The organism is Facilibium subflavum (assembly GCF_003574485.1).
In the GTDB taxonomy this organism is placed as follows: Bacteria; Pseudomonadota; Gammaproteobacteria; order Francisellales; family Francisellaceae; genus Facilibium; species Facilibium subflavum.
This window is the reverse complement of the sequence record NZ_QLIT01000031.1, coordinates 1-17,720: the sequence shown is the minus strand read 5'-3', so window position 1 is coordinate 17,720 and position 17,720 is coordinate 1. Positions and strand designations below refer to the sequence as shown.

Sequence of the window (17,720 nt, the reverse complement as noted above, 5' to 3'; positions counted from 1 at the left end):
CATGCCAATTTAGTCAATGATAATCTGCTCCAGCATTAAACGTACCTGACAGTAATCCCATACTTTATCTTGCATAAAACGAATTAATGCCAAGATATCGGCACCTGTTGCGTTATTGTGATTAATAATAACACCACCATGCTTGACTGATATCTTTGCACCACCAATCTTGTAGCCCTTAAGCCCCATTCGCTCAATAATCTCACCAACACTTATATGATAATCAGGGCGCTTAAACACACTACCAGCACTAGGATCTATGGGCAACTTAGATTGTCTTTGCGCCAAAATTGTATCCATTTTTTGCTGGATAACTGCTTTTGGCTTCTCAATCAAAGAAAAGCAAGCCCCTAAAATCACACAGTTCATTGTCTGGAACATCGAATATCGATATCCATAATCAATCACCGATTTTTCAATACGATTCACATTTTTTGTTGTCAGATCTAATACATCGACATACACCACATGATCATAAATCTCATCGCCATATGCCCCTGTGTTCATCACCATTGCCCCACCAATGCTTGCTGGCACATCAAAAAAAGTCTCCACCCCTGATAGCGATGATTCATAGGCATGCATCGCTAATGATTTCAACAACACACCCGCTTGCGCGTAAATCCCCTCATTCACTGCATAAATGTGATCAAAGTGCCCTTGCATAATAATAAATGCGGTATCGTTGTAATGTGTTTTGGCCAAGATAACATTACTGCCATTACCCAATAAAACAACCTTATCATGCTTTGCATAGATATCGAGAATTTCTTTAATTGTTTGTGGAAAGTATACATACTGCGCATAAGCATCAAGCTGATATGTATTATAAGGCTTTAGAGAAATCATAACTCGTAATACTCTCTGTCCACTGCAATATGCATAAAATTAGACATATTCTCTAATAGATTCTCATAACCACGAAATACTTGCTGTGCTTTTGTGATAAGACATGCCTGATCACATAAGGAAGCTGCCATCACAAGCGCCATTCCTGCTCTTAAATCGAAGCTTTGCATGCTTGCACCATGTAGTTTGGTTTGGTTTAATGGTGATATATGAATCATATGATCATGATAGGTGATTGGAAAGCCTATTTTTTGTAGCTCAAAAACATACTTTATCCGCTCAGGATATACCGTATCAACAATGCTTGAGCCGTTTTCAGCAACACTTAACATCACTGCAAAAATAGGTTGTAAATCGGTTGGAAAGTCCGGATATGGTTTAGCAACAATACTCGCTCCCCTTAAATGACTACTTTTACCTAAAAAAACAAGCTCCTGCTTTGCTGCGTCAAACTGCCATTTCGCACCAATGGCTTTAAGTAATTGCAAGGGTCTGGCAATATATTCTTTTGTACTAACATATTTCACTTTCACATCTGTTTTATGCAGATAAGCAAGTGCGGCATAACTCATTACCTGAATGCGATCATACATAATCGAAAATTCAACACCGCTTAATCGCTTCATTCCTGTAACGAACATGCGCCGATGCTTATGATCAAGGCGTATCGTTGCCCCACATTGATTCAAAAAACTGGCAACCTCAATGACCTCTGGCTCTAAAGCGACATTCTCTAATACTACCTGCGATTTTCCTAAAGCGGCATAAAGCATCAGATTAATACTCGCACCAACAGACGGATAACGCAGGCAAAACTGTGCATTCTTTTCTTCAATGCTTTCTATATAAATAGAATATTCATCGACAACAATATGCGCACCTAATGCTTCCAGGCCTTGCAAATGGATATCAAATGGCCGCTGATCACTAAAAGAACATCCCCCAGGATAACCAATTTTCAAGCTTTTTACCTGTTTTGCCAAAGCACCTAAAAGCATCAGTGAGGTCCGTGTTTTGTGCGTTTGTTTGACTGGGACAATAACATCAACCATTTGAGAAGGCGGTAGCACTTGAACCGTGGATTTATCAAGCTGATTCACCTTAGCACCAATTTCACTTAATATGTCACAAACACCATGATAGTCATGTAAGGTAGTAGAAACATTATAAAAAACGGTGGCAGTTTCAGGCAATAAACTTGCAAACAAAAGATGCAACAATGCATTTTTTGCGCCTGCTAGCTCAATTTCAATAAAATCAGAGATGTTGCTACGATGGCTGACTTTTAGCTGCATAATATATCACTTACTTCTCGTGCGCTTTTTTTGCGTACCACTTCTTTGTGTTTGCTTCTTGCTCAGCTGTCCTTTTTTTTGCGCCTTATAACGCTGCAAAGGTGTTTTTGTATCCTTTTTTTGAGGCTCATACGGATTATCAGATTGCTTAAATTCAAATCGAATGGGCGTACCAACAAACTCAAAAGCTTCACGGAAAAAGTTTTCTAAATAGCGTTTATAAGCGCCAGGTAGTTTCTCAACCTGGTTGCCATGAACAACGATAACAGGCGGATTATGACCACCCATATGGGCATATTTCAATTTAATACGACTTTTGCCAGATATCGGTGGCTGATGTTCTTGTGTTGCCAGTTTCAGTACTTGCGTTAATTGTGGTGTAGATATTTTTTTATTTGCACTTTGATAAGCCGCTTGAATGGAATCAAATAAATGCCCAACATTGGTCCCGTGTAAAGCAGAGATAAAGTGGATATCAACATAGTCTTTTAAAAATGCCATGCGTCTTTTTATATCCTGCTTTAATGCCTCTTTGTTGGACTGGCTCATGCCATCCCACTTATTCACAGCAATAACCAAACCGCGACCAGCATTTAAGGCAAAACCAATTAAATGTAAGTCTTGATCTGTAAGCCCTTCTTTGGCATCGATTAAAGCAATAACAACATGCGCATCTTTAATGGCCTGCAGTGTTTTAACAACTGAAAATTTTTCCAAAACCTCTTTGACTCTACCACGACGGCGGATACCAGCGGTGTCAATAATCGTATAATCATCCTCATGACGGCAAAAAGGAATATAGACACTGTCAATGGTTGTACCTGGCATATCATAAACAACAACACGTTCTTCACCTAACATACGGTTTGTAAGTGTCGATTTTCCGACATTTGGCCTGCCAATAAGTGCAAAGTGTATACCATGCTTATTGGCTTGCTGCATAACAGCCTGTGAATCTGATATATCAGCATCATCTTCATATAATGGCAGCAAGGTATCTTCAAGTAATGTTGTTACACCGCGCCTATGACTTGCTGAGATTGGATAAACTGCGTCAAAACCAAGCTGATAAAAATCTGAAAGCGCAACTTCCTCTTGCAACCCATCTGTTTTATTGACAACCAAAACGCTGGGCTTTCCTCTTGATCTTAGCACATCGGCAATATAATCATCACCTGCGGTTAACCCTGATTGCGCATCTACGATAAAATAAACCAGATCAGCCTCTTGAATTGCCAATAATGACTGCCCAGCCATAAAGCTATCAATTCCCTGGTCATCATCAGACAATCCACCGGTATCGATCAAAATATAAGCTTTATCTTCAAATTGCGCCTGGGCATATTGACGATCACGCGTCACCCCTGGCATATCATAAACAAGCGCATCGCGTGTATGCGTTAGAACATTAAACAATGTTGACTTACCTACATTGGGTCGGCCAACAATTGCAATAACAGGCGTCATCATAATTATTTCACTTACTTAAAACTGGCTTGAAATATAACGTATTTTGATCAAAAGAACAAATAATATATGGTGAGACTTCTTGTCAAATCTTATTATTTTAGAACATGCTACCACGATTTGCGTTTGAATATGTTGATAGCATTTTTTTATGCCTTACTTGGAACAAGGACAGTGCTACTTGACGACGCCATAAAGAAGCCAAATACGACGAGCATCTATTGTAAAGACTATTTTTCCATATCATCAAATAGCAACACCTCAAAGTCTTTTGCCAACAATGGCGTACTATAAAAGAAACCCTGTACAAGATAACAGCCAATATTAAGTAAATAATCAACTTGTGCCTGTGTCTCAACGCCTTCTGCAATAACATCTAAATTCAGCGAACGCGCCAAACGTACAATTGCATCGATTAAAATGATTTCATTTGTATTTTGTTTGATTTCTTGTACAAAATATTTATCAACCTTAATAATAGAAACAGGTAGTTTTCTTAAATAATTCAATGATGAAAACCCAGTCCCAAAGTCATCAATTGCAATCTTGATGCCCATTTTTCCAAGCACGATAATCTTTTCTAAAATCTGGTCTAAATTATTCATCAGTACGGTTTCTGTCACCTCTAAAATGATGTTATGACCATTTAGTCCATTGATATCCAGCTGGCGCTGGATAAAATCACAAAAATTCTCGTGCTGTATTTGCAAAACAGAACAATTGATACTAAGTGCTATCGCCATATCTGGTTGCTTTTCTTGCCATATAGCAAGCTGCTTAAAAGACTCTTTTACGACCCAGCTACCAATCTCCTGCATCATTCCTTGCGATTCGGCAATTGGAATGAATTCTTCCGGCATCACGCTGTTAACAATAGGACTATCCCAACGTAATAATACCTCAGCACCATGGATTTTCCGCGTTTTTATATTAATTTGCGGCTGATAAACCAGATGAAATTCTTTATATAAATAGGCTTTTCTTAATTCATTTGCAATTAATGCATGTCGTTGTGTTTCTTTATTCAACGCATCACTAAAGATACAATACTGATGTTTACCTAAGCGTTTTGCCTCATACATTGCGGTATCTGCATTTTTTAATAATCCTTCTTCCGTTTGCCCTGAATCAGGGAAAATGCTGATACCTATACTGACAGATGCGCTGATAAGAATATTATCAACATCAATACCACTTTTAGCAATTCTACTGATTTTTCTTGCAACGGTATCAACAGACTCTAAAGGCTTTAAGGGTGATAAAATAACAAACTCATCTCCACCTATTCTTGCAATATAATCTGTTTTTTTTGTTACTGAAATCAAAAGCTTTGTTAAGTGCTGCAGAAATTTATCACCAAAATTATGCCCATATGTATCATTAATACGCTTGAAATTATCGATATCAATAAATAACAAAGCAAAGCGCATGTTCTGTGCTTTGGCATTAGGCAATATGGATTGAAGCTCTTGCAATAACCGCAAACGGTTAGGTAAGCCTGTTACAAGATCATAATGTGCCACATGATCGAGCTTCTTTGACAGCGAAACCAAGTTGTCCGTCATATTATTGAATGCTTTAGCCAACGTGCCAAGCTCATTTTTTGAATGGTATGTGATTCGCTGAGATAAATCACCTTGAGAAATCTTATTTGCAACGCCCGCCATCTCGATAATGGGTCGTGTGATAGAACGTGCCAATAAGCCTGCAACAATAAGCACAACTAAAAAAGCCACTAACAGCGTTACCGTTAAAAACTGCGTGTTCTGCCATAAGGCTGATAACGCTGCATGTTTACTAATTGAAAAAACCAATAGCCAATCAAGCTTAGGAAAATAGTGCGCCAGTAACAACATCTGATTACCTTTTTGATCATGCACCACCTGAATATCATGAGATAATGCAGCTATTTGTGCAGCACTCACTAACTGTAGCAAAGTCAGTTGTGTTTCCTTGGCTGTGGTCAGATAATCATAATGACTATTTTGCTTATATAACAGCATTGTTTTTTCAGCGTTATCAAGTTTCGTATGCATTGCAAGACTTGCCAAAAATGGCTGTAAACTCGATTCAACATAGAGTATACCAATCTTACCGTTATTAAGGGACAAAGGATAAATATACACAAGGCGTTTTTGGCCATTTTTCGCCTGTTTAACTGCCATTGAAGGCAAGTTTAATCTTTCTATACTATCTATAGCAGGTGCCTTTTGGGCTGTTGTCGCCACAAGTGACCCTTGTAAATCAAATACGCTCAAGCTTATAAAATCAGGAGCTGCTTTTTCAGCATCTTTTAAGATCTGTTTGATTTTATCCGCATGAAAAGGCTTTCTTGTCTGATTGCCTTCCAGCCAGCCTTTCAATGAAAGGCGTAATTGCGTGCGACTTGTAATAAGGTCAATCTGTTTCTCGTTTGCTTTTATCGTTTGCTGAATTAAGTAGGTTTGTTGATTGATAGAAGAACGTAAATAGCTATAAACCATTGTGCTTAATTCACGCTGTGTTTGCTGGTGATATACAAACACAGTCAAAAAAGTTGATAATATGGTGACGATCAAAAAAATCAAGACCACTTTATAGCTAAGACTGATTTGCACATTTTTAAACCTGTTAATAAAGCGCATCTTTTAAACCATGGCAAGAAATTGTATTAATCTATAAACATCAGTATAGATAACACATTAAAATCAACCAATGAAACGGATGCATTTTAACAAATATGTATGCATGATGAATGCTTAGCATATCAGATATGATCTAGCATGCATAAAAGATTTTTCTTTAATGAATTATCAAAGCAATTGACTACGCACGAAAATAAAATTTGTCTACACTGAACATTAGTGTATGGAACATATAATAAAAGCAAGTGCCTTAATAATCAAAACATACGGGACTCAATAATCATTGTTTAATCACCATTAAATACATGGTAACGCTATGAAAAATTGGAAAAAGCATAAATCAAGTCTAAAGAATAAGCTTGCACGCTCACATCTATTGGTTGCATTTATTGGTATCGTATCTTTAGGTGTTTCTTTGACCATTATGTTTTGGTTAAAAGATCATATGAACCGATTATTTCTCGTTGATATGCCAATCATACAAACCGCAGAAAAACTACAAACACAATTACAGAACTCATTTTCTTCTTTGCATGAATGGGAGAGCACCTCACAAAGGCAATTCATTGATAATCGCAAACGCATTTGGGAAAATGAAATATCCCCTTTATTAAGCAAGCTAGAGTCACTTGTTAAAGTGCAAAACAACCCTGATTTGCTGCCTTTAATAGCAAACTTAAAACAAAAGCTCTCTGATATCGATGGATGGCAACAACAGATTGAAAATATGGGATATCGCACAAACACCCAAATAGCTGATAATAATACCACAGAGAAAAAATCATCACTCTCCCATGCCCACACTTGGATTATTGAGAGTGCACCTTTACTGAACCAAACTAATTTACTATTAAATAAGCTCATCAATACGACACTGATAACACAAAAACAAAAGATAACAACAATTATTTTCTTAATTGATAGTAGCATTTATGGCCTGGTTTTTCTTATTATTGGCTTGGTTATATTTTCTATATGGCTGGCAATTTTTAACGCAAACAAGCTTTTAAAACCAGTCCAGCTGCTTAAAAATGCTACTACAAAATTATCAAGCGGCGATCTAAAAGATAATATTCCCATTGCAACCAATGATGAATTAGGAGAGCTTACCCGTGCTTTTAATACCATGTTTGAACAACGAAGATTTCTTGAGAAAAGACTTGTTCAAGTTATTGAGACGGCTGTTGACCCAATTATCACCATTAATGCAAAAGGTATTATCCAATCCTGTAATAGTGCCACTACAACCTTGCTTGGGCATAAGGAATCTGCTCTTATCGGCGAGAATATTGCAATGCTGATGCCAGAGCCTTACCGATCTCAACATGACCAATACTTAAAAAACTATCTTTCCACTCACGTTAAAAAGATTATTGGTCTATCACGAGAAGTTGAAGCATTAACAAAATCAGGTGAGCGTATTCCAATTGTGCTTTCAGTTAGCGAAATCAATGTCGATGGTGTGCGATATTTTACCGGTATTATCCACGATATACGTAAAGAAAAAGCGCAAGCTAATGAGATGAAAAAACTCAACCAACAACTTAAACATGAAAACATGGTCAAAACAATTAATGCTGAATTAGAGGATATGCTGCGCGGTGTTGATGACTTGCAATTATTTACAAAAAAATCTTTGGCCTTTTTTGCCAAACACTTTAAAACACTTATTGGGCTTTTTTACCAAATAACGAATGATCATAAGGTTAAGCTTATTAACACTTATGGTATTGACGCTGAGCAAAAGGCCCATATCAAGCAACCAATATTGGTTGATGATATCGCTCAACAGCGAGAGGTGACTATTATTGAAACATTGCCAAGTAATTATTTTTATATTAGTTCAGGCAGTGGTCAGGCCTTACCTGAGCAAGTCCTGTTTATTCCTTTGATATATCAAGGGACTATCTCCGGCGTTTTAGAGCTTGGTTGTCTACATAAACTCTCAGGTGAACAATTACAGCATTTGGAGCTGTTAAGTAATAATTTAGTCATTGGGTTGAACATGGTAATTGCAAAACAAGAGCTGCAAACATTACTGGTAAAAACCAAACAGCAGCATCAACAGTTATTGAAACAGGAAGAAAGCTTACGCCAATCTAATGAAGAATTAGAGTCCCAGGCAAAACAGCTTAAAAAATCTGAAGAAAAATTGCGAAACAGTAATGAAGACCTGCAACTTAAGATGCAATTAATCGAACAGCAAAAAGAAGAAATCATCCAAAAATCCAAGGAAATTGAAAGGACAAGTCGTTATAAGTCTGAATTCTTAGCCAACATGTCACATGAGCTTAGAACGCCATTAAACAGCCTTTTAATCCTGGCACAAAGTTTTATGGAAAACAAACAGGGAAATTTAACGAAAACTCAACAACAAGAAGCACGTATCATTTATGAAGCAGGCAATGATTTGCTCGCTTTAATCAATGACATCTTGGATATTTCCAAGGTTGAAGCTGGAAAACTAGCGGTTGAAATAACTCAAGTCTCATTAAAAGAGGTGATCAAGTCAATAGACCAGCATTTTACCCCGCAGGCCAAAAATAAGAACCTTACCTTCACAATTGATTATGATGAAACGATGCATAATGTTGTGTTTGAGTCTGATAAAACACGATTGATGCAGATTTTAAAAAATCTGTTATCCAACGCATTTAAATTTACCGAAAAAGGCTCGGTAAAACTCATCATTACCACGACAACCAAACAAATTCACTTTCAAGTAACTGACACAGGCATCGGAATTGAAAAGAGTAAACAAAAATTAGTCTTTGATGAGTTTCACCAAGAAGATGGTTCTATTAGTCGAAAATTTGGTGGAACTGGGCTTGGTCTATCTATTTCACAAAAGCTTGCGCATTTATTAAAAGGAAAGATTACACTAAAAAGCAAAAAAGGCATCGGTAGTACATTTACGCTAAGTTTACCTAAAAAGTCACATCAAGCCCAAGTAAAGAAAAAGACGGAAGATAGAAAAAACACACATGGTCTAAAAAGATCACAAAAACAGCTTAAAGCAATATCAACCACAGCATTACCCCCCAAGCTTGATCTTACAGACAAAGTAATTTTATTAGTAGATGATGATTTACGCAATACGTTTGCATTATCCAGAAGCTTAGAATCACAAGGAATGAAAGTCATTATTGCAGATAATGGTGAGCTTGCCTTAGAAAAGCTCCAACAAAGTGAAAAGATTGACCTTGTTATTATGGACATCATGATGCCGGTTATGGATGGGTTTACCGCCATAAAAAAAATCAGAGAAATAGCCAAATACCATGACCTTCCTATTATTGTACTTAGCGCAAAAACAACTGAGCAAGACAAGCAAAAATCATTCGCTGCAGGCGCTGATGACTATATGAGCAAACCTGTTGATATTAATGATTTATTGGCACTTATTTCTCATTGGACGCACCGATCAGAAAAAGCTTAAATATGGAACCTACATAATGCAAGATAATAAAGACATCCCCAAGGCAAAAATTCTTATTGTGGATGATAATGAAAAAAACTTGTATGCCATGGAAAGTGTACTGAAATCAGTTCATGCTAACATCTATCTTGCCAGCGATGGAAAAGAAGCTTTAAAGCTTGTCTTAAGACATGATTTTGCCTTGATTTTCCTGGATGTCCAAATGCCGGAAATGGATGGTTATGAGGTTGCTAAATGCCTTAAACAAAACCAATCAAGCCACAATATACCTATCATATTTGTCACTGCCATATCCTATCAACAAAAAAATATCCTAGAAGGCTATCAATCTGGTGGCGTAGATTACTTAATGAAACCAATTGAGCCGAGCATCTTAATTGCAAAAACCAATATTTTCATTCAACTTTATGAAAGTAAAGCCAAACTTAAAGAGACCATTAGCAAACTCAATCAAATTGCCAGCACAGATCCACTAACAGGCTTGCCTAATCGTAATCAGTTTAATTTATTCTTTAATAAACTTTTAGCCATGCATCAGCGTCATAATCACCAGTTTGCACTTTTACTACTGGATCTGGATAACTTTAAGGCTGTGAATGATTTACATGGGCATGATACAGGAGATAAATTACTTATAGCCGTTGCAAAACGCTTAATGGCTTGTGTACGTCAATCAGATCACGTTGCCCGTATCGGTGGCGATGAATATACTATCTTGCTCCCGCAAATTCAAAACGTTAATGATGTAAATACCGTCGCCAAAAATCTTCTTCACAGTTTTGCAAAATCTTTTGTTATTAATAAACATCCATTTAAAATAACCACAAGCATTGGTATTGCTTTTTATCCACATGCAGGTCGCAGCACAGAAGGTATTTTCAAAGCAGCAGATATCGCCCTTTATAAAGCAAAAGAGCAAGGGAGAAACTGTTTCATTCACTTCAGTGGCCCATTAAATAAAATTTATCAGCGACAATTACGCATCGAACGTGATCTACCCCAGGCCATTCAGAACAAAGAGATTTCTATAAGCTATCAACCGCGTCATGATCTACAAACAAACAAGATAACAGGCGCAGAGATCCTTGCACGATGGCACCACCCCAAACTTGGAAATATTTCACCTGTTGAGTTTATTAATATAGCAGAAACATCTGGACATATTTATACACTAGGCTGCCAGATAATTAATGAGGCCTTTGACCAGATTGCAAAATGGCAAAAGAAGTTTGGTAAACTTTTTTTACATTTTTCATTCAATTTATCTGTGCACCAATTATTCGATATGCAATTTCACCATGATCTACAGTCGTTAGCAGATCAATATAATATCAACCTGCATGATATTGAGATTGAATTGACTGAATCAGTGTTTTCCAGCGATGTTGAAAAACTAGATGCAATGTTACAAAATCTACATCAACTAGGTGTTCGCTGCTCAATTGATGACTTTGGCACAGGCTATTCATGCATTTCAAGGTTAAAACTTCTGCCTATTCAGATACTAAAAATTGATCAATCCTTTATTCAACATATCCATAAATCATCTGATGATGATGCCATCATAAAAGCAATTATTGCATTAGCCACGTCATTAAAATTCCGTATTATTGCAGAAGGTATCGAGAATAAAGAACAACTGTTATTCCTACAAAAACATGGCTGCCATGAAGCACAAGGCTATTATTATGCAAAGCCATTAATTGCATCTGAATTTGAAAATTACTATCAAAAGCAGATTAAACGATAAACATACAAGAACTTCATTACTCATAATAATGAATACAATGATATGTCGGCGATGATGCATACGCGGCCTTTGCCGCTTGTGATGCTGTTTTCATGAGCGTTGGTATGGTATCTGATATCTCAGGGTAGCTGCTAACGCCAATGCTCATAACCATTGTCTCCAAGCTATCTGGTATCATCTGATCTGATAACTGCTCTAATAACCGATCAAGAATCTCTCTTAAATCGCTACTATCCATCAAATGAATCAAGGCAATATATAAAAACCCTTGATGACAATATAACAGATCCATTTCTCGTAAGTGTTTATAGAGGATGTCTTTAATGCCGATTAAAGCAGGCGAACCTACCTTACAAATATTACTATTCTTCGTCCCATGCGGATATAAAGCTGCAATAGCAAAATGACTTCCCAGACGCTTTGTTAAACTTAAGGCGCATTTGGATGCTTTGATAAACTCATTTTGAGTTTCACAAATAATCATATCGATACCTTTTATACTTTTTCATGTGACGGTTTCACAAAAAGCTTTATTTAACAGTATAATCCAATTTAGCCAAATCATTATTGAATCTTGGTATAAAATAAAATCACATTTATCGACAGACTTTAAATGAGCGCCTATACTTAGTTTTAAAGTTAGGATATGCCATGAACGGGATTTATGACGGATCATTATCACATTGCAGTCATACAAAATGATGATTATCTAGAACTTGAAAAAGGCAGCAATCACTCAGTGTCCTATTTTACAAGCGAAAGTCTTCAGGATTTAAATCTGCATGATATCGACATCATGATTCTTACATTAGATGCACAACAACAAGTAGTACAACAACTCCAGTGTGTCAGAAGTAGTGAAGATAAAGATATTTTCCTGATGCCTGTTTTTACAGCACAAGATAAGTTTGAATATTTATATGATGGTATTTATGACAACATAGATACATTACTAAAATTTTGTCGCACGATTAACGAAAAAAAAGCACAGATCACAAACATACAAGCCAGCTGGCAGGCAAGGTGTTTTGCTTATTTTTATACACGGGCAGCCTATAAAAATATGGATGTCAGCAAAGATTGGCATAATGCTTATCTTTATTATTATCCCGTCATTGAACTATTTAACCAGGATAATAGCAATATATCTTTGTGGCTTGATGAGATAAGGCATAATAAAATTATCCAAAGGGATAAACATATTGCTGCTTTTTTTTGTTGCAACCAGTGTTATGCAGCTCACCTTGAATTTTCAGAACATTGCCCGAAATGCAAAAGCTTTCATATTGAAACAGTTGAATTTATCCACTGCTTTCACTGCGGGAACACTGATCTTGAAAAAAAGTTCATGCTTAATAATCAATTACGATGTCCGCAATGCCATAGCAAACTTAAACAGTTTGGTATTGAGTATGATCGCCCACTTGAAAGCTATTTATGTCAGGAATGTCAACATAAGTTTTCTGAAACCGAAGCTGTTGCGGCTTGCATGCTGTGTGGCCATAAGCATCAAACACATGAACTGGCAAAACAAAGTATCTACAACTATAAGCTCACAGAAACAGGCAAACGGTATATTCAATATGATACAGATTATAGTTTACAGGTATTTGACGAAATCAATTATCTAAAGCCTGAGTTTTTCTATGCCTTCATTGAGTGGAGTGCAAAGATGTATCATCGTAATAAGGATTATCAGTTCTCACTTATTATGATTAAAGCCCCCAAGGCATTACACCGCAGGCAACAAAGTTTTTAGCAAAGAAACTCAGAGATATCCTAAGAAAAACTGACATGCTGACAAGAATCCATACTTATTTTATTTGGATATGGCTACCAAACACGGCAATACAAGGCATGAAAACAGTTGAAGAATTAATTAGCAAAGAAATAAACAGCATGCCAAAACCACATGAATTCACCGTCAAAAGCTATACTGCAAAAGAATTAATACCCTTTGACAATGCTCAACAGCTATTAGCCACATTTATGAGCGAGGCAACCTAATGGAAATCATCACCAATGCCTACTATTTTATTATTACCGCTTATCAGACACCAAAAGACTTTTTGCTATTTTACTTCCCTATCATATTATTGATTGAGCTTCCCATATATATTATTATCATTCTAGGCGCGCTTAATTATGCACTTAAATCGGCCTTTAGCAGGAAAAGAACCCTTTTATATCAACCCAAAGTAAGCTGCATCGTTGCCTGTTACAACGAAGAAAAAGCGCTGATTTTTGTGGTCAACACACTAAAAGAGCAACTTTATCGAGGCCATGTTGAAATTGTGCTTGTGCTTGATGGTGCAAATACCAATCCTGCTACCAAAGCTATCGCACAACAATGCCAAAAAAATTTTACCACCACAGATAAACGCACATTAAAAGTCATTGAAAAAAAAACACGAGGAGGACATGCCTCATCCATTAATCTAGGCATTAAATTTTGCACAGGTGAGTTAGTGATTAAACTTGATGGCGATTGTATTTGTGATAATGACATGGTGCAGCATATGGTTAATGTATTCCAAGACAAAGATGTTATTGCAAGTACCGGTGTTCTTCGTGTTAGCAATGTAAAAGAAAATTTTCTGACACGTTTTCAAGCAATTGAGTACTTAATAGGTATTCAACTTGCCCGTTTAAGTTTTAACCAGTTTAATTATATCAACTTAATTTCTTCTGCTTTTGCGGGTTTTAATAAACGCTTTATACAACATACAACAGGTTGGCATAATGGTTCAGCCGAAGATCTAGATATTACCATAAGATTACAAGGCTATTTAGCAAAACATAAAAATTTAAAAATTAAACATTGTGCAAAAGGCATCGTACACACAAAGGCTCCATCAACAATCAAAAAATTATTTAAGCAACGTCTGCGTTGGGATGGCGATTTATACTATATCTATATAAGTCGCCACAAACAAAAAATTTCACCTGGTCTTCTTCGGTTACCTACGTTTATTTTTATATTATGGTCTGGTTTGATTATGCATATGGTCTTACCTTTTTTAATTATTTTCAGTTTTGTCTATCTTGCGCTCTTCTATCATTTATCTTTTATAGCCGTTGTATTTTTACTTACCTATTTATATTACTTAGTAATCAACACGTTGCTTTATTCCATTTTTATTGTATTTGTCTCAGAGCGTAAGAAAAGTGACCTGGGTTACTTCCCTCTTTTGGTTTTTATGCCATTTTATATGGCTATAGTAAAAGTTATTGCATGCATTGCGCTTTTAGCAGAGATACTCATTAAATCACACAAAGACAGTACCATGGCACCAAGCTGGATAAACAGAAAAGTTAAATAAAGGTTATTACAGATGTCATTGCATTTCAAAAAACCACAAAAAAGCAGGCAAAGCAATAATGTCAATTACCAGCATAAGAAAAACATTTCAAAATGGCGCTGGTATTTTATTGTTATTATTATACTAAGTCCATTGATTTACTTAGCCTGGGTGCTTATCAACACACACTGGTTTATCACCGCTAAAGGAGTCCTTCAGTTTGATGTCTACACAATAAGAGCCCCAGAGAGTGCTTATATCAAAAACATGTATGTTTCACTGGGTGATACTGTTGCACCACAACAAACATTAGTGATACTTTCTTCGCCATCATTAGAAAAGGAATTTCAACTGATAAAAACACAGCTATCCAAGTTAAAAGAATCCAAAGCTTTATTTCAGAATAAAAAACAGTTAGCGTATCTAAAAAAATTAAGGCAAAAAGCACAGCAGTTTGTCGATGATAGCGGAGATTATTATCAACGTCTGCAAAAGTATCACAATAGAGGTATGCTTTCTATTTTAGATCTACAAAAAGCTTATAATGATTTGCATGAAGCAAGACAATCATTGATTAATATTGATAACTTAATCGCTCAAAATCAAAGTACTTATAAACGTGATACAGAAAATAGTTATTTGCAAGACATCAGAGCCCTTGAGGTAAGGCTGAAAACCCTGGAAACAAAATTAGAAAAATTAACCATCCAGTGGCCACAAAAAGCCTTCATCCAACAGATTTATGCAAAGCAAGGTGAATTTGTTATGAAAGGGCAGGCCCTTATGATGCTATCAACAAGAAATAATCTGCATATTAGAGCATACCTTGATGCCAAATATTTGCCCTATGTCTATGCTGAGAAAAAAGTTACTATTTACTTCCCAGATAATAAAAAATTTGCCGGGGAAATCACCCAGACACCAACCTTCTCACACATTGATAATACACAGGTAAATATATTCAAATCGCAAGATAGAAAAATCATTTTGATTGTCAAGCCAACCGAAAAAATTCCCAAGGGCTATCAGATATATGGTCTTCCTGTTTTCATTGATATTGATCGAAGCTAAACCAGCACATTTTCATAAAATTATGTGCAAAACAAATACAATCTGTTTGAAAAAAATTGCTTTTTCAGTTAGAATAGCTGGCACCTTTTAGGCCGGATTGAATTACATTCCAGTGAGTGATTCAATTTGATGTACAACCAGACACTGGGAATTTAGATAATTTGGAAAAAAACATGACAGAAAATTTTAAAGAACTCTTTGAAGCGTCGTTACAAGAAACTGAAATGCGTGTTGGCAAAATCATCAAAGCAACTGTTGTTGCAATTGATAGAGAATTTGCCTGGGTTGATGCAGGTTTAAAATCTGAATCAATCGTTCCTTTAGATCAGTTTAAAAACGATCAAGGTGAAGTTGAAGTTGCTGTTGGCGATGAAATTGATGTAGTTCTTGATGCCTTAGATAACAGTTTTGGTGAAACAAGACTTTCACGTGATAAAGCCAAGCGTATCGAAGCGTGGAGCGCATTAGAGCAAGCATGTGAAACACAAGAAACTGTACTAGGACGTATCACAAATCATGTTCGTGGTGGTTACACCGTTGAAGTCAAAGGCTTGCGTGCATTCTTACCAGGCTCACTGGTTGATGTTCGCCCACTACGTGATGTATCACACTTAGAAGATAAAGATATTGATCTTAAAATCGTTAAGCTTGATGCAAAACGCAACAATATTGTTGTTTCACGCCGCGCAGTCATCGAAGCTGAAACGCAAGAAGATCGTGACGCATTATTTGAGAAGTTAAGTGAAGGCGCTGTTGTTAAGGGTGTTGTTAAAAACATCACTGACTTTGGTGCATTTATTGATCTTGGTGGCGTTGACGGCCTTCTTCATATCACAGATATGTCTTGGAGCCGCATCAAACACCCAAGTGACATGCTTGCTTTAGGTGATGAAATCGATGTGAAAATTATTAAATTTGACAATGACAAAGGCCGTATTTCATTAGGCATTAAACAGCTTGGTGAAGATCCTTGGGCAAACGTTGCTGAAGAGTTGGCTGTTGGCACCAAGCTTATGGGCACTGTCACAAACATCACAGACTATGGCTGCTTTGTTAAGCTTAAAGAAGGTATTGAAGGCCTTGTACATACTTCAGAGATGGATTGGACAAACAAAAATGCCAACCCGCACAAGATCGTTACACTTGGCCAAGAAGTTGAAGTCATGGTATTAGAAGTTGATGCAGCGCGTCATCGAATTTCTCTTGGTATGAAGCAATGTCAGATCAACCCATGGAAAGCATTTGCTGATAAGCACCAACCAGGTGACAAAGTAACTGGTAAGATCCGTTCTATCACTGACTTTGGTATCTTTATTGGTCTTGAAGGCAATATCGATGGTCTTGTTCATATTTCTGATGCTGCCTGGAATAAGCCTGAAGAAGTGGTTAAACAGTTCAAGAAAGGCGAAGATGTTGAAGCGGTTATGCTATCTGTTGACATTGAGCGTGAACGTATCGCGCTTGGCATAAAACAGTTATCTGAAGACCCATTCACACAATTTACTGCTGCTAATGAAAAAGGCGCTAAAGTAAAAGGTGTGATTACCAATGTTCAACAAAATGGTGCAACAGTTGCGTTAACACCAGAAGTTGAAGGCTTTATTCGTGTTGCAGATATCGCTCGTGAACATACTGAAGATGCGCGTCATATCCTAAAAAATGGACAGGAGATTGAAGCACGCATAACCAATATTGATACTAAGCGTCGTAGCATTAACCTTTCAATCAAAGCACTTGATGAAGATGTCGAGAAGTCTGCTAAAGCTAACTATAAAGCTGAGCAAATGGCACCAACAACTATCGGTGACTTGATTAAAGAAAAGCTAAATAAATAAAAGCCAACGCCATATATTTAAGTGCATAAGCCAAGGTATATGGCAACCCTGATTTTCATATCACCTTTCTAACTAGTACCTTTTCCAT

The 17,720-nt window shown here is 36.7% G+C and carries 12 protein-coding genes; 7 read left to right on the top strand and 5 right to left on the bottom strand.

Annotation, left to right across the window (positions count from 1 at the left end):
* Positions 1–9 precede the first annotated feature (9 nt).
* From murB to DNK84_RS02525, 4 genes are all read right to left on the bottom strand, one after another.
* Positions 10–849 carry a UDP-N-acetylmuramate dehydrogenase gene (gene murB / locus DNK84_RS02540; RefSeq protein ID WP_119343009.1) on the bottom strand — a complete coding sequence of 280 codons (840 nt, stop codon included), beginning with the start codon at positions 847–849 and terminating at the stop codon, positions 10–12.
* A complete protein-coding gene (locus DNK84_RS02535; protein WP_235826804.1) occupies positions 846–2,144 on the bottom strand; it encodes a UDP-N-acetylglucosamine 1-carboxyvinyltransferase in 1,299 nt (432 codons plus the stop codon). Before DNK84_RS02535 ends, murB begins: the two co-directional genes overlap by 4 nt.
* A gap of 6 nt (positions 2,145–2,150) precedes the next feature.
* Entirely contained in the window at positions 2,151–3,611 is a 1,461-nt protein-coding gene (der, locus tag DNK84_RS02530) for a ribosome biogenesis GTPase Der (protein WP_119343051.1), read from the bottom strand.
* 230 nt (positions 3,612–3,841) lie between these two features.
* A complete protein-coding gene (locus DNK84_RS02525; protein WP_119343007.1) occupies positions 3,842–6,235 on the bottom strand; it encodes an EAL domain-containing protein in 2,394 nt (797 codons plus the stop codon).
* 316 nt (positions 6,236–6,551) lie between these two features.
* Here DNK84_RS02525 and DNK84_RS02520 point away from each other — a divergent pair, with 316 nt between their 5' ends.
* A complete protein-coding gene (locus tag DNK84_RS02520; protein WP_119343006.1) occupies positions 6,552–9,674 on the top strand; it encodes an ATP-binding protein in 3,123 nt (1,040 codons plus the stop codon).
* A 16-nt stretch (positions 9,675–9,690) separates the two neighbouring features.
* Complete coding sequence (locus tag DNK84_RS02515; RefSeq protein ID WP_162902167.1) at positions 9,691–11,424, top strand: two-component system response regulator; 1,734 nt, start codon at positions 9,691–9,693, stop codon at positions 11,422–11,424.
* A 16-nt stretch (positions 11,425–11,440) separates the two neighbouring features.
* Here the strand turns inward: DNK84_RS02515 and DNK84_RS02510 are convergent, their stop codons facing one another.
* Positions 11,441–11,908 (bottom strand): nucleotidyl cyclase domain-containing protein, encoded by a 468-nt coding sequence (locus DNK84_RS02510; protein ID WP_119343004.1) that lies wholly within the window; start codon positions 11,906–11,908, stop codon positions 11,441–11,443.
* 180 nt (positions 11,909–12,088) lie between these two features.
* Here DNK84_RS02510 and DNK84_RS02505 point away from each other — a divergent pair, with 180 nt between their 5' ends.
* The 5 genes from DNK84_RS02505 to rpsA all read left to right on the top strand — a co-directional run bounded on the left by DNK84_RS02505 (position 12,089) and on the right by rpsA (position 17,632).
* Positions 12,089–13,183 carry a TackOD1 domain-containing metal-binding protein gene (locus DNK84_RS02505; protein WP_119343003.1) on the top strand — a complete coding sequence of 365 codons (1,095 nt, stop codon included), beginning with the start codon at positions 12,089–12,091 and terminating at the stop codon, positions 13,181–13,183.
* A gap of 35 nt (positions 13,184–13,218) precedes the next feature.
* The gene (locus DNK84_RS02500; protein WP_119343002.1) at positions 13,219–13,431 is read left to right on the top strand and encodes a hypothetical protein; all 213 of its coding nucleotides are present in this window, start codon (positions 13,219–13,221) and stop codon (positions 13,429–13,431) included.
* A complete protein-coding gene (locus tag DNK84_RS02495; protein ID WP_119343001.1) occupies positions 13,431–14,747 on the top strand; it encodes a glycosyltransferase family 2 protein in 1,317 nt (438 codons plus the stop codon). Before DNK84_RS02500 ends, DNK84_RS02495 begins: the two co-directional genes overlap by 1 nt.
* Positions 14,748–14,759: 12 nt before the next feature.
* Entirely contained in the window at positions 14,760–15,797 is a 1,038-nt protein-coding gene (locus DNK84_RS02490) for an HlyD family secretion protein (protein WP_119343000.1), read from the top strand.
* A gap of 173 nt (positions 15,798–15,970) precedes the next feature.
* Positions 15,971–17,632: a 30S ribosomal protein S1 gene (rpsA, locus tag DNK84_RS02485; protein WP_119342999.1), complete on the top strand. Its 1,662-nt coding sequence runs from the start codon at positions 15,971–15,973 to the stop codon at positions 17,630–17,632.
* Positions 17,633–17,720: the final 88 nt, after the last annotated feature.

Excerpts from the sequence above, each read along its gene's own strand:
- murB (WP_119343009.1), bottom strand. The coding sequence starts at position 849 with ATGATTTCTCTAAAGCCTTATAATACATATCAGCTTGATGCTTATGCG.
- DNK84_RS02535 (WP_235826804.1), bottom strand. The coding sequence starts at position 2,144 with ATGCAGCTAAAAGTCAGCCATCGTAGCAACATCTCTGATTTTATTGAA.
- der (WP_119343051.1), bottom strand. The coding sequence starts at position 3,611 with ATGACGCCTGTTATTGCAATTGTTGGCCGACCCAATGTAGGTAAGTCA.
- DNK84_RS02525 (WP_119343007.1), bottom strand. The coding sequence starts at position 6,235 with ATGCGCTTTATTAACAGGTTTAAAAATGTGCAAATCAGTCTTAGCTAT.
- DNK84_RS02520 (WP_119343006.1), top strand. The coding sequence starts at position 6,552 with ATGAAAAATTGGAAAAAGCATAAATCAAGTCTAAAGAATAAGCTTGCA.
- DNK84_RS02515 (WP_162902167.1), top strand. The coding sequence starts at position 9,691 with ATGCAAGATAATAAAGACATCCCCAAGGCAAAAATTCTTATTGTGGAT.
- DNK84_RS02510 (WP_119343004.1), bottom strand. The coding sequence starts at position 11,908 with ATGATTATTTGTGAAACTCAAAATGAGTTTATCAAAGCATCCAAATGC.
- DNK84_RS02505 (WP_119343003.1), top strand. The coding sequence starts at position 12,089 with ATGACGGATCATTATCACATTGCAGTCATACAAAATGATGATTATCTA.
- DNK84_RS02500 (WP_119343002.1), top strand. The coding sequence starts at position 13,219 with ATGCTGACAAGAATCCATACTTATTTTATTTGGATATGGCTACCAAAC.
- DNK84_RS02495 (WP_119343001.1), top strand. The coding sequence starts at position 13,431 with ATGGAAATCATCACCAATGCCTACTATTTTATTATTACCGCTTATCAG.
- DNK84_RS02490 (WP_119343000.1), top strand. The coding sequence starts at position 14,760 with ATGTCATTGCATTTCAAAAAACCACAAAAAAGCAGGCAAAGCAATAAT.
- rpsA (WP_119342999.1), top strand. The coding sequence starts at position 15,971 with ATGACAGAAAATTTTAAAGAACTCTTTGAAGCGTCGTTACAAGAAACT.